This window comes from Ruegeria profundi (genome assembly GCF_020171505.1).
Lineage (GTDB): Bacteria > Pseudomonadota > Alphaproteobacteria > Rhodobacterales > Rhodobacteraceae > Ruegeria > Ruegeria profundi.
In genome coordinates this window covers 114,669-127,221 of the sequence record NZ_JAIUZS010000009.1, presented here as the reverse complement: position 1 = coordinate 127,221, position 12,553 = coordinate 114,669, and the positions used below count along the sequence as shown (strand labels likewise).

Genomic DNA, 12,553 nt, shown 5'->3' with positions numbered 1-12,553 from the left:
GCATGCATTGCAGACACCATGACGGAGCGGACAGGAGGCGGGCACGCCATTTGCGCGTCGGGCTTAGAAGCCGCAGCATTTTCTTAGCCATCAGCGCAACCAACCGGTCTGTGAAGCCAACGCTGCGTATAAGATTCCGTGTACGCTGTGCGGCGTGGATCGCTCGGCTGCCTTAAACCTCCGGTAGAAATGCGCGCAGTTAATGATCCGAGCTTTTCTGCCGCGAAAGTCAATGGCTGGCGAAGTCGGAGCCATTGCCTTCTGGAATAATGATTGCGAAGACGAAAAAAGTACTCACTATCTGCTCCAAACCTTTCTTCTTCCCAAATTCCACACTCACGTAGAACCTGGTCCTTCCTAAAAGTGAGTGAGCTCGTATTCAGGCGCTGTAATGGGTAAACTTCACGCCGCGCAAAGATTCCATCCTCTGCAATTCTAACCATATCGGAAATCGAAAAGAGGAGACGCTTATCTCGCAGCATGGGGCGGACCTGACGCTCGATCTTCTGGACATGCGCAAAATCATCGGAATCATGAATGGAGACGAATTCTCCGGAAGCCTCCTTCAAAGCTTTATTTCTTGCCGCGTAAGCGCCATAGTTTCGTTTCAAATGTATTACCCGCACGCGCGGATCACTTGCCGCAAATTCTTGAGCGAGCCTCGCTGTGTTGTCGGTGGAGCCATCGTTTACAATGATTACTTCTAAGTTGAAGTAGCTTTGCTGCAGAAGGGACGAAATACTCATCCTTAGGTCGGTTTCAGCATTGAAAGCCGGAACAATGATGGACACCAGAGGGCCACTAAATGGTGAAGAATCATCGTCATTATTGATTGAATCGAGACGAAAGTCTGATCCACGGTTCTCAAGACGGATGGCGGCCAAATCAAACTCAGCCATTTGCTGATTTACAGCTGCTAACTTAGCATTGGTAGTAAGGGCGAGATTTGCCTTGAGGAAATAATGCCCAGCCACAACATCTCGACGCCGAGGTGGATTGCCTAGCTTGAATTCAGTACGGGCCAGATCCTCTTTGCCAAACACGAAGTGTGCCGCAGCACGCAGGTCGGATGTGTTTTCGATCCCTTCACACAGCTTTTGAGCAAGACTTGGGATAAACTTGACGACTCCGCGCGCCGCCTCGATGGCGTATCGCGGCTCTTTTTTTAGCTTTTCGAGATGTTCACTGACAAAAGCTTCGCACTGCTCAAATCGACCCATCGCAGCGAGTGACACGGAGATTGCTGCGATTTCAGGTGATCTTTTCGGCAGATAATCCTCCGCCAGTTCAACGACTTTTTGATAACAGCCTAACCGATACCAAGCGTATATGCAGGCAGAAACGCTGGGTACATTGGCATCTTGTTGCAACTGGATGACGCGCAGGTAATCATCTTTGCGCACTGCCAAAGAGGTTTCGATAGACCGGACAACACGGTCAACAAATTCTGTTGGGTTTATTGTAATCATGAATGTGGGCGCAACCGAAAGTAAGCCCGGACCATGAAAGATCGAGAATCCAGAAAGAAGGCTGTCCGATCACGTCGATATTTCTTGAGCTTCTTTTCGCTTCGAACTAATTTTCGAACCAACCAAACCTCCAAAGCACGCTTCTTTTGTTCTTCTTTGGTCTTCATGTCCTCGATCATGCGGGTCAGTGTGGCGCTCTCTTTGAAGCGCGTCTGGCGCTCATTTGCGATCTCTGCCTTGTATCGCGTTTCCATCTGCTTGGCGTGAGTTTGGGCCGTCTCCAGCGCGGCCTCAAGTGCCACCATGCGCGTGGTTAGATTCCTCACCTCAGTTCGCGCGTTCTCCGCTATTTTTGTTAGCGCAGCAGTTTCTGAAAACCTTACTTCTTGCTCGGATTGAAGCTTGTCATGAAGTAACGACTTCTCGCGCCCCAACTCAGACAATGCTTCCTTGTGAGTTGACTCAAGCGCGCCGCGTGCCGCCTCAACAGTCGCCAGCTGATCCCGCAAACCATCGGCTTCCCTACGCGCGCTCTCCAACTGCTGTTCAGCCTCGCCAAGGGCCAGTTCGTGAGCCACTTCCGCTGCAACCCGCGCTGTCTCAACGGTCGCCAGCTGATGTCGAAGGTCATCGGCCTCAGCACCCGCAGCCTCCAACCGTTGCTCAGCTGCGACTAGCTCCTGTTGATAGGCCACCTCCATTGCAGCCTGAGCGTTTTTCGAGGCGGCAATTGTGGCGTCGGCGGCCTCTAATTTTTCAACTGACAACAGTTCTTTCTTTGCGAGTTCATCTACTTCGGTCTGCAGATGGAACACTAGGCCTTTTAGTTCAGTCATCTTGCGCATTTGCTGCGCCCACGAGTGCTGCAACTCCGTGATTTCTGCTTCAGTAGCCTTTCTTGAATCTTGCGCGGCTCTCGTGACCTTCTTCTGCTTCTCGACTTTTTGTTCGGCCTCGCAAGCCCTTTCTAGTGCGACCAGACTACTACCAAGGCGCCTAAAAACAGTTTCGACTTCGACCGGAGCGCGTCCTTGCTGAGCTGTTGCGAAAAGCGCAGTCAAACGCGGCGGTAAGTGGTCGCCAAGGGCAATCACCGTTAGTCCGGCGCCTTGATGCAATTCAATGGATCGAACCGAACCGAACCGCTCGATCACCTGAACCGAAAACTCGTCTTCATAGGAAGAGCCACGAACACCGTGCAACACAATCAGGCCGGTTTCGGTAACCAGTTGAAAAAGATCACTGAAACTGGGTAGCTCTCCCGAGTTAAACCGCTCTAGGTCAATGAAAAGCAAATCTGTGCTGCCTCGATCAACATACGAAAAAATGTTCTTGATCGGATTGCAAACGGTCAATTCAGATAGACTATCGTAGAAGTAGTCGACGTGCTCGAGCAATTTCTTGGGAGGTATAGTCATGACGGACTTGCCAGACTCGTCCAACCAACGATCATACCCTTCACAACGTGCGCTTAGGTTAAGTTTATCAATCGCTTGGCAGAATGCGAAATGAACGAGCCCGTCCCCTGCACCCAGCACGACTATGCGGCTTGGCTTAATCACACTAGAGAGCCAGAATAGGAACGGGATATGAGCTAGCGTCGGTGCGTTGCCGCGAAATCGCGGCCGCCAAAATAAACTAGGTAACAGCGCCAGAGAGAAAATCTCACTTTCAGGCAGTGCGGGGTAAGAGTGTTCCACATGTTCAGCTACGTTAGTTTTGCTCATGACTCATCCACTTTTGCGGTATGTGCAACGTTCTTCGACGCGCTGGTCGCCTTGTTTTCTTTTGCTTCTAAACCTGCGAGGACCCACAATTTGTCGCCGAGCTTTTGGACGGTACAAGAAAATAGTTTACCAACTTCGGCCGCTTCGATGTCGTCATGGGAGGTGAGTACGATCACAGGTAGATCGGTCGCAGTGTCGGCAATCGTCTGAAGTGCTCCCAGATCGGCGCCAGCTCCGCATACGATCACTTCAGGGGTATACTTCTCCAGTATTGATACCGTGCCTTTATTCAATTCGATGCACAGAATTTCTGAGGGCAGACGCTGGGCAAGCAGCGCATCGATCTGTTCGCGCCGTGTAGAGTTGCCAGGAATAAACGTGACAAGACGGCGCGTGAACATAGCAGAAATCGTGGCAGACAGGTCCTCGCCGATATGCACGGAATTTCGGCTATCGCGCAGTAGAGTGATGACCGTGCCTGCATCAGGGCTAGCCAGCCAAGTCCCCCCCAGGCCGCCTTCATCTTCTCCGGCACGGAAGGCAAGGCGCGCCAGAAGCGTCAGCCCTTCGGCAACAATCTCGTCGACCAAAGCAACATCCATACGATGCGAAAACGGGTCGCCATGTGCTGTTTGCAGGGCTGGAAATGCTGGCTCAAGTCCGAATTGTACACTTAGACGGCGGTTAGATGCTTCAACCGTGGCACGGTGCTGTGCCGAAAGCGGTACACCGGGCACGGCAAAAGACGCCGGTGTTTCTTGAGTATGGTTTATCAAATATTCTGTCTTGCTTCGCAGAAGCATTTCGAATTCGAGTGCTTCATTTCGTCCAAGATGTTTGGTGACATGGTTCAATCGCCTCTTGCCCTCAACCAAGGCCAGGTATTTCTTGCGCACATTTGCTTGAATCGTTTTGGCCAGATCAGGGTTCGTAATCGGCAAGCCACATACATCAGCAAAGGTCAGCACAAGGTCATTTCTTGCCTTAGCCGCATCGTAATTTACCACGACAGTCGATTGCGCGCGGAAAATCGCGGTAAGGTGCACGAGCCGTGCCGCATAGTCGAGTTGGCCAGCTTTGGCGCAATCGTCACAGAAGTCGGGAAAAGTCCTTGTGTCGTTTGAGAACCCGCTCAGACAGTTCTCGATATATCGGGACTCGAGCCAACCTGCAGCATGGCGCAACACCGCGACAATCTGCACCTCATAGCCTGAAAAATAGTCTGCAAGGGCCTGAAGCTCCAAGTCGGGGCGGTTCACGAAAAGACTCTCGGCCGACAGCATACAAACGGAATGCGGGGTCGCTTGGCGTTCGGTATCAATTTCGCCGGTCTGGCCCGCTGCTAGCATTCGAACAAATTGCAAATGTCCCGCGGTCCGCTCCTGCGCGAAGGGATTGGCGCGCGCGAAGCCGATTTCAGGCACCCATACACCATGTGCCCGCAGGGCCAAGCGCTCGGCGTCGAGGTAATTCTGGATCGCGGTGCTGCCAGCCTTGGTTTGGCCGACGTGCAGCAGCAGCAAAGGCTTGACGGTCGTGGCTCGTAAGGTTGCTGATGAGCGACCGAGCCGCGTCTGAGAGGCAGTTGGCGGAGGCTGATCTTGCGAAGGCGCAACAACTGTAGAAAAGTGATCAATGGATGTCATATCGAAGATTTGCCATCGAACTATGAGTCTGGTGCGGCCACGCCAACGTGTGCCGTATGCGGCGCGTGCGAAGTAAAGGCGCCTGTATCCGTGGATTGATCCAGTTTTTCTTCGTCGCAAATCAGTTCAAGGTCATTCTCTTTGCGTAATCCGCCAGCACCAAATTCTTCGGCCAGTGGGCCCGAAAAGAAATGTCGCATGACGTAATCGACACCAAATTGACTGACGTTGCGCAAATCAGGCTCGAAAAACACAGCGCGTGACGGATGCGCCGAGATGATCTCGTAAGAGGGGAAATAGTGGATGTCGGAGACATCTTCGGCCAGCTCCCCAGCCACCGCACGAAGTACTGACTTGGAATAAGTTGTCGCTACAAGAACATGGTTTTCCGTCGCCGTTGCAGCAAGCGGCACGGGCGAGACCGTCAGCAGCATGCGCGCTCCCGGGTTTACCTCCCTCAGTCGGTCCCAAAAGGCCAGCATGTCGGCGCGGATTTCAGCGGCGCGCAGGTTGCGGAAAACATGGCGCTTCGGGTCATATGTGCCAGCCACGGTACCAGGGGCGGCAGCAAACATGGTCCCGTCATCAATACTTTCCCAGCCCTCCGTCAGGCCCAAGGTAAAGACAAAGACGTCGAGCTCGGCAAACATCTGGCGCACCGCGGCAAGGTGCCGCGCGCGCAATGCCAGGACGGTCTTGGAGCTGTCCTGACCCACCGGATCGACGCTGGCGCGTAGCGCATCGTAGAAACGCCCATCTTTCTCCCAGACCCGCTCCAGGGGTGTGCGGGTGCCATAGGCCTCATCGAACAGCTGGATCAGCTGACGGGTGGTGTAGACGTTGCCGTATCGGCAAGAAAACACGCCATAACCCCACTTTCTCGCCTCAGAGGCTGACGAAAAGACGGGCGGCGGGGGCTCCATATCCATGAAGGCGGCGCCACGGGCGGCCAGGTTGTTGCCGATATGTTGGGCGAAACAGCTGCCGGCCGTGGCGATGCGATCTGTCTTCACCAGTGGCATCGGCTGCCACATATTGGTGAGGTCAGCATAGTGCCGACTGCCTACTGAGGCCCGCCAGAAAGCGCGTTCGGGCTGCGTCTTGTAGGGGTGCGAGGGCGTCGCCATGTCAGACCTCCATCGGTTGGCGAAGATGATAGTCGCGCAAAAGATCCGCCATACCGATCTCGGCAGCGTCAGGACCCGCGCCAGAGCGAACCCGCCCTTCAGTCGGCAAGGCTCGCACCGCGGCCAGTCGGTGATAGGCCATCAGGATGCTTTCAGGCTCGGTTGTCTCGGCTGTCAGCACGGCGTTGTACCAGCGCTGGATCACATCAGGCGGGATGCTGCCACCATGCCCCATCCTGCCGAAAAAGTCGCTGGCAAGGATGAGCCGCGACCTTGTACTGCTGCCGACCCGACCGACGAATCTTGAAACGTGGTTGACGAAGTGCTGTCGGTCGCCGGCGCTGGACAACATCACAGTGGTGACCTTGCCAGGATTGTCCTGATACTCCTCCGCCAGATCGCTGACGACGGTACGGCTTCGGCGCTCGACCTCGGGGATATTCGGCCAGCAGGTTTCAAAATAGTCCCCCACGTGCCCCGAGTAATAAGAGAGGATATCAGTCTGCGGATTGATCGTAAGCGACACTGACCCTGCCACCGATCTGGCGTAGAGCAGGGCTGCATAGCCGCCGCCCGAGCCACCAAAAAACAGGATACGCCGCGGGCGCAGCTTTGCAATAGTGTTGTGCAATACTTCTTTGAGGATGGATCGCAGGGGAAAGTTGTCCGCCCCCGAGTACCAGCCCAGCCGAAGCGCCTCATGGGCGTCCAGCGTGGGGTCGCAGATCGACAGATAAGCAGCAAGAGGGCCGGCATCCAAAGCTGCCTGAAACCGCGGCAAAGCAATCTTCTTCCGGTCTGTTGCGCCGTGAAAACAGATCACCAGAACATCCGGTTCCATGGCGCCGGTCAAACGAAAGGCAATCTCGCGCGCCCCTCCCACAGGAAGGCTTCCATGATCTTGGCCCGGGTGAAATTGAAAAAATGTATCCTGCAATGTTGTTGTCATGTCCTAGGCTCCGAAAGGTTTGCGAGTTGGTCACGCCATGACACAACCATTTCCGACGCCGCATCATAGCGTCGTCCCTTCTGCGGGAATTTTAAATGAACGTGTGAAGCTTCAGCCGCACCTTCCAGCCACTTCGTCCAAGCGTCGCGGTAGTTGGCCCTGACCGGCGAGACACCTGTCTGTTTGCTTACGCCATGAATGGGGTGGTTTGTCAGGCTTGTCTCCAAGTCTTGACAGATCATTGCGATCTGCTCGACAACTCCAAACTTGGAGCCCAAGGCTGTTTCCGCGCGCATAATCATTTCGCTGTCTGCTCCGAAGCGGACGGCATCCCAATAGCCAAGCGTGTCAGACAATACCTTTCGGTCGAAAAGGCAAGAAATCAGCGCCTTGCGGGCGGCTCCATCCAGGGAAAAGCTACTTTGTTGAGTGATATAAGAGAAAGTTCCTGAAGGCGTGATCCGCAGCATGTAGGCCACACTCGCTTGAAGATTTCTTGCCTTGGTTTCCTCCAGATGCTGCGCCAGCCTTTGAGGGTGCGCCCAGTCATCGGAATCATGGCCCGTGATCCAGGCACCTTTGGCCTGAGTAAGCGCGATGTTCTTCGAAACATATGGCCCGACATTGACCTTGTTGCGCAGGATCTTCACGCGGTCATCACTGGCCGCGATCCGTTTCAACACCGCCCAGGTGCCGTCGGTCGAAGCATCGTCAACAACCAGAAGTTCCAGATTGCGCCAAGTTTGGTCAAGGATTGAGCGCGCGGCTTTCTCAACCGTTTTTTCGGCATTCCATGCAGGCATGATGACAGAGATTAGTTCCCCACCGGTCACCGAAGGCAGTACCGCACAGGTGAGGCGGTCGAAAACCGTACCCACGCCATTCAACTGTATCGGGGTGAGGCCGAACCGCTCAAGATAACTGTTCAGATGCAGCTGCCAACCGTCTTCATCGGCTTGCGCCAGCGCCGCATTTGCGCGCAAAATCCCGGCCGTATAGGCCAGATCGGAGGGTAGATGTGCCTCAGCCAAGGCAATGGCGCGGGCGTGATCGCCGGCTCGGGCCACCAAGTTCGCGGCTTTCAGAACCCGCTTCGAATTCGGCGCAACCGGTTCTTCCCCGGCCTTGCGTCGCATCCAGTTAAGTCGGGCAATCGGCTCGTGCTGCTCCTTCATCCCGTATGCGGTCCGAATGAAGAGGGTAGAAACGTCCGGCCCCGGATCGCGGTTAAGGCGGTGACCGTAATTCAGGTAGTGCCGAGCAGGATCCATTCCGGTCATATCCACGTCGGGGTACGTCCGACGGTACCAGTCTGGATCGAACTGTCCTGAAGCTTGAAGCGCAGAGATTTGCTTTTCCGTGACCTCATTCATTGATTTCACAACCTCAAATCACTGTCTGCGATGTCGAACGCGGCCTTCATGTCGAACAGCACTCCGCCGGGGCGGAGCAGGTTGCGCAATCGTCCTGCCCCTTGGGCCACGATGTCACTATGTGGGACGGCAAGAATCACGGCGTCATAGACCTGCCCGCCCTCCGGCAAAACCTCTCCGATGGTCATCCCGTATTTTTTGCGCACGTCGCGAGGATCTGCCCACGTATCCACGACATCAGGCTCCATGCCCCACTGACGAAGGTGTGAGACAAGCTCAATGACCTTAGTGTTGCGCGTGTCCGGGCAGTTTTCCTTGAAGGTAAGACCCACGACCAAAACCCGCGCCCCGTTCACTGGAAAGTTACGCCCCACCATTAGCGTCACAAGCCGAACGACTGCATTCCGCGCCATACCATCGTTGATCTCGCGTGCGGTGCGAATGATATCCGGGATGAAGCCGGTGGAAATGGATTTGTGGACCAGATAGTACGGGTCGACTCCAATGCAGTGGCCCCCAACTAGACCGGGACGCAAGCGAATGAAATTCCACTTCGTGGCCGCTGCGTCCAGAACCTCGTTTGTGTCGATGCCAAGATTGGCAAAAACGATCGACAATTCGTTGACGAGGGCAATGTTCACGTCGCGTTGGGTGTTCTCAATAATTTTTGCGGCTTCAGCAACACGAATTGAGCTTGCCTTGAATGTCCCAGCATCAATGATCTGGCGATAGAGGTCGTCCACGAAGTCGGTGACTTCGGGCGTCGATCCTGATGTCACCTTTACAATTTTGTTGATGGGTCGATCTTTGTCGCCAGGATTGATCCTTTCAGGACTGTATCCGGCAAAGAAGTCTACGTTGTATCGGAGTCCCGACACCCTTTCTACGACAGGGATGCAATCCTCTTCGGTAGCGCCTGGGTAAACGGTGGATTCATAAATGACGATTCCCCCCCGCTTGATGCATCGGCCCACGACTTCGGATGCAGCTAAAAGTGGTTGTAGGTCTGGCGTGCGCGATTTTGTAATAGGGGTCGGCACTGCGACGATGAAGACATCACATTCGTGTAGATCACTTTCAGATGACGAAAACAGAAGTTTTTCAGCTTCCTCAAAGTCGTCGGGATCAAGTTCGTCGGTTATGTCGATACCGGAGGTAAGCTGCTCAATTCGACGATTGTTTGTGTCAAAACCTATTGTCCTAATTTTCTTACCGAAGGCTGCCGCCAATGGAAGACCCACATAGCCCAAACCGATCACACCAATGGTCACTGTATCGCAGGTGGGTACCTGCAAGGCGTCTGAAAAAATTTGCGAGTTTTGTGATTGGTTCATGGGTTAGTTTCCTAAAGTATCTACGCTGCGCACCGTTCCCAAAAACGGCGATAGCAAAATCGACATAAAGCGTTCGAAATCAGCCGCATCGGCGGATGCCACATACGTTATGTCGGTTGGCATAAGGCGGAACGCACTTGCGAAGAGAAGGGCGTCGGGGCGCGAAAAGTCGAACCGATACGCAGTCGCCGCGCTGCCCCCAGCAGAAGGCCGAAAAACAAAAACTGACCGCGTCTGCGCGACTCGTTCGTCGAGACCGCCAACTTCTGCGAGAAGGTAGGCGAGATGTGCATCCTCGACCGGGATTTCTATATTGGCTGGCCGGCTTACACCGCCGTAGACCGCGAAGCGCCGCGCTTCATGAGAGATATTGACCGTGTCACCGGGTAAAATGACGATGTTATTCGTGGGACTGTCGATGATATCCGAAAGCAAAAGCGACCCGGATACCGATCCGCGTTGAACCTTTACCCGGATTTCCCAAGGCGCTTGAGAAGCTCCTCCGGTGCTTGCAATGAGATCAAGCAGACGAATACCTCGTGGGGGAATTTCGATGCGCCCAGGATTTCTGACATTTCCCAGCACGGTTGCTGACCGGGATTCAGTCGACGTGATCGCAACAGCGATTTCCGGTTCAACCGCCTGCCCGTAGTAGCGTTCCAGAAGCAACTCGCGAAGTTCAGACGTCGTCAAACCTCGCGCCGCGATGGTGTTAGCATATGGAACTGTGATATTTCCGCTGTTTGAGACCCTTACTTCTAACATAGTCTCGCGATTGCCCGCGGTCGCGAAAAGGCCATCCTCGGCGATCTCCCATATGCGTATCTCAAGTTGGTCACCGACACTGACAACCTCATCTTTATCCCGAAACCCCTGAGCGCGGAACGTCGCCGGAAAGGTTGCATGCACCTCTGATACGGTAGGCAGCTTGGCAGCGCTCACCTCGACAACTCGAAACGGCAGCGCGTCCTCCGTGACGGCATTGCCGTCAACCGCGACACGGTTGATGTCGTCCGCATCTGGACCAAAGGCTGGCATAGCCGAACAGCTTGCGAGTACGACCGCCAGCGCCGTGAAATATGCCGCTTTACAAAGGTGAGCCTGCGTCATGCGCTTGCCTCTTTCTGAGAACGTGACACGCGCTGACCCTGCTGCAGCTTGCCCATAATTCCGGCAATGGCTACCTGCCGGCCGCGCGAGACATAGAAGTCTCCGGGTATGAGGCTTTGCGACTTGAGCACGGCAAAAAACGCGTCGATAAGTCGGCGCGATTTCGCATGTCTGATTTTGAAGAAGCCCGTGACGTCGGCTTCTGACTCGCCCAGCGTCACGATTTCGTCGTGCCGAAACACTGCGTCACCCAAAACCAAAACAGGGATGCCATGGTGAAGCGCCGAAAAAGCCGACGTGGAGTTGATAACGACCATGCCGCTGGACTCTCTGGTCAGATCACCCATACGACCCGAATGCAGAACCCTAACGCGGTGGCGTTTCACCCCGAGCTGAGAAGCTTTGCGAAAGATGAGACGTTTGATCTCAGCACTTCTGCGCTCAAGTGGATGCAACTTGAACACCACCCTTTGTTCCGTGGGGCATGCTCGGAGTGCCTTCAGACTCGCATCAATGAGCCTTGGTACGGACCAGCCACGCGCCGCCACCTGTAGTTGGCTGTCGCTCGAAACCTGCAACGGGATTAGGAAATACTCCGGACAGCGGTGCAGAGCGCGTTTCGTCGGTAACTCGAAAATCCGCGCGGCGAGCCTTCGAAGTAAATGGAAACCCCACCGCGACACCAATGGAACTATACGTTCACGTTGCCGGTGAAAGAGGTGAACATCTGACGGCTGGGACGCGAAATCGCGCGTAAGGTAGTAAGTTGCAGCCCAAAAACCCATGGTCACGAACGAGGATGGCTGAGCCCCAGAGGCCGGGGCAGGATCAGCAGTTCTCCCAAAAATAGGCCGGGGTTTGGCATCCCAGGTCGTGAGTGGAGAATGCTGATTATTGCCCCCTAGCTCACAAGTGACATATCCAGATCGAAGATAGCCTTCCTCAAGGCTGAGCACGTCAATGCCGAAAGATGCGGCTACACGGCGCGCGACCTCATGTGGTGGACGGCTGGAGCCGAACAGGATGATCACATCAGGCGCGTTTTGAGCAATCTCGGACCGTAGCCAGTTTTCCCACTCGATCTGCGTGCCGGTGAAGTACAGGCAATCATGACGAGGTGCGAAGGCCTTGTCGCCGGCGTTGAAAATGACGCGGCGAACCTCAAGTCCGGCAGAAGACAGAGCGGCCTGAAGTTCGGTAAAAAATGGTCCAACAGGCCCCTGCAGCAGTAGGACGCGCTTGACTGACATATGTTCAAGGAAAGTCAGTTTGGCATTTTCGTCTCCGGACCCAACTGGTCTACTCGCACCAGGGGCGGTTGAGAGCGCCATGTCATTCATGATCTCACCTCCACTGGGGGCAAGAGAGTCAACTGATGAGATCCACCGGACACAGGCATGTGGTTTAGGGGGAGATCGCGGATCATTTCTGCAGGTAGCCGTAAGTATGAAAAGAAAACACAGGATAGAAATCTTGTTGAAATTGCTCGTACGGAAACAATCAAAATTGGAACTTTTTGGTGCCTGGTTTTTCTAAAGAAATCCCTAATTTGCGCACTGCCTTCAGTCGTTTTACGACTCCTGCTGGCGCAAAAAATGGCACGTGTCCAGTCTGCTTGGACTGGTAGACTGGACCGCCCCGGTCTTCGTTCTGACGTATAGGAGACAGCATTTCATAAACACTTAAATTCAAGAATTCGAAATTAATATTTTCATCGGCGCTTAACTGCCCGATAGGCGCCAATTCAACACTTGCGGCATATTCAAACACTTGCCGATCGGACATATTGAAATCTTCCACCATTTTAGATGCTCTTAC

At 54.3% G+C, this 12,553-nt stretch carries 10 protein-coding genes; all 10 read right to left on the bottom strand.

Annotation, left to right across the window (positions count from 1 at the left end; translation table 11 throughout):
• Positions 1–83: 83 nt before the first annotated feature.
• Positions 84–1,469, bottom strand: a complete 1,386-nt coding sequence (locus LCM21_RS18630; RefSeq protein WP_224891938.1) for a glycosyltransferase family 2 protein — start codon at positions 1,467–1,469, stop codon at positions 84–86.
• Positions 1,466–3,196 carry a hypothetical protein gene (locus LCM21_RS18625; protein WP_224891937.1) on the bottom strand — a complete coding sequence of 577 codons (1,731 nt, stop codon included), beginning with the start codon at positions 3,194–3,196 and terminating at the stop codon, positions 1,466–1,468. The genes LCM21_RS18630 and LCM21_RS18625 overlap by 4 nt, the downstream gene beginning before the upstream one ends.
• Positions 3,193–4,842: a response regulator gene (locus LCM21_RS18620; RefSeq protein WP_224891936.1), complete on the bottom strand. Its 1,650-nt coding sequence runs from the start codon at positions 4,840–4,842 to the stop codon at positions 3,193–3,195. Before LCM21_RS18620 ends, LCM21_RS18625 begins: the two co-directional genes overlap by 4 nt.
• Before the next feature lie 20 nt (positions 4,843–4,862).
• Complete coding sequence (locus tag LCM21_RS18615; RefSeq protein WP_224891935.1) at positions 4,863–5,969, bottom strand: GSCFA domain-containing protein; 1,107 nt, start codon at positions 5,967–5,969, stop codon at positions 4,863–4,865.
• A gap of 1 nt (position 5,970) precedes the next feature.
• Positions 5,971–6,918: a hypothetical protein gene (locus LCM21_RS18610; protein ID WP_224891934.1), complete on the bottom strand. Its 948-nt coding sequence runs from the start codon at positions 6,916–6,918 to the stop codon at positions 5,971–5,973.
• Positions 6,915–8,291, bottom strand: coding sequence for a glycosyltransferase family 2 protein (locus LCM21_RS18605; RefSeq protein ID WP_224891933.1), 1,377 nt, complete (start codon positions 8,289–8,291; stop codon positions 6,915–6,917). Before LCM21_RS18605 ends, LCM21_RS18610 begins: the two co-directional genes overlap by 4 nt.
• 5 nt (positions 8,292–8,296) lie before the next feature.
• Positions 8,297–9,625, bottom strand: coding sequence for a nucleotide sugar dehydrogenase (locus tag LCM21_RS18600; protein ID WP_224891932.1), 1,329 nt, complete (start codon positions 9,623–9,625; stop codon positions 8,297–8,299).
• A gap of 3 nt (positions 9,626–9,628) precedes the next feature.
• Positions 9,629–10,735 (bottom strand): polysaccharide biosynthesis/export family protein, encoded by a 1,107-nt coding sequence (locus LCM21_RS18595; protein WP_224891931.1) that lies wholly within the window; start codon positions 10,733–10,735, stop codon positions 9,629–9,631.
• Entirely contained in the window at positions 10,732–12,075 is a 1,344-nt protein-coding gene (locus LCM21_RS18590; protein ID WP_224891930.1) for a capsular polysaccharide export protein, LipB/KpsS family, read from the bottom strand. The genes LCM21_RS18595 and LCM21_RS18590 overlap by 4 nt, the downstream gene beginning before the upstream one ends.
• A 160-nt stretch (positions 12,076–12,235) precedes the next feature.
• Positions 12,236–12,538, bottom strand: a complete 303-nt coding sequence (locus tag LCM21_RS18585; protein WP_224891929.1) for a hypothetical protein — start codon at positions 12,536–12,538, stop codon at positions 12,236–12,238.
• Between the last annotated feature and the right edge of the window lie 15 nt (positions 12,539–12,553).

What these genes read in the sequence shown, in the direction of transcription:
- LCM21_RS18610 (WP_224891934.1), bottom strand. Translation starts at nt 6,918, where the DNA reads ATGACAACAACATTGCAGGATACATTTTTTCAATTTCACCCGGGCCAA.
- LCM21_RS18615 (WP_224891935.1), bottom strand. Translation starts at nt 5,969, where the DNA reads ATGGCGACGCCCTCGCACCCCTACAAGACGCAGCCCGAACGCGCTTTC.
- LCM21_RS18590 (WP_224891930.1), bottom strand. Translation starts at nt 12,075, where the DNA reads ATGAATGACATGGCGCTCTCAACCGCCCCTGGTGCGAGTAGACCAGTT.
- LCM21_RS18585 (WP_224891929.1), bottom strand. Translation starts at nt 12,538, where the DNA reads ATGGTGGAAGATTTCAATATGTCCGATCGGCAAGTGTTTGAATATGCC.
- LCM21_RS18625 (WP_224891937.1), bottom strand. Translation starts at nt 3,196, where the DNA reads ATGAGCAAAACTAACGTAGCTGAACATGTGGAACACTCTTACCCCGCA.
- LCM21_RS18620 (WP_224891936.1), bottom strand. Translation starts at nt 4,842, where the DNA reads ATGACATCCATTGATCACTTTTCTACAGTTGTTGCGCCTTCGCAAGAT.
- LCM21_RS18630 (WP_224891938.1), bottom strand. Translation starts at nt 1,469, where the DNA reads ATGATTACAATAAACCCAACAGAATTTGTTGACCGTGTTGTCCGGTCT.
- LCM21_RS18605 (WP_224891933.1), bottom strand. Translation starts at nt 8,291, where the DNA reads ATGAATGAGGTCACGGAAAAGCAAATCTCTGCGCTTCAAGCTTCAGGA.
- LCM21_RS18595 (WP_224891931.1), bottom strand. Translation starts at nt 10,735, where the DNA reads ATGACGCAGGCTCACCTTTGTAAAGCGGCATATTTCACGGCGCTGGCG.
- LCM21_RS18600 (WP_224891932.1), bottom strand. Translation starts at nt 9,625, where the DNA reads ATGAACCAATCACAAAACTCGCAAATTTTTTCAGACGCCTTGCAGGTA.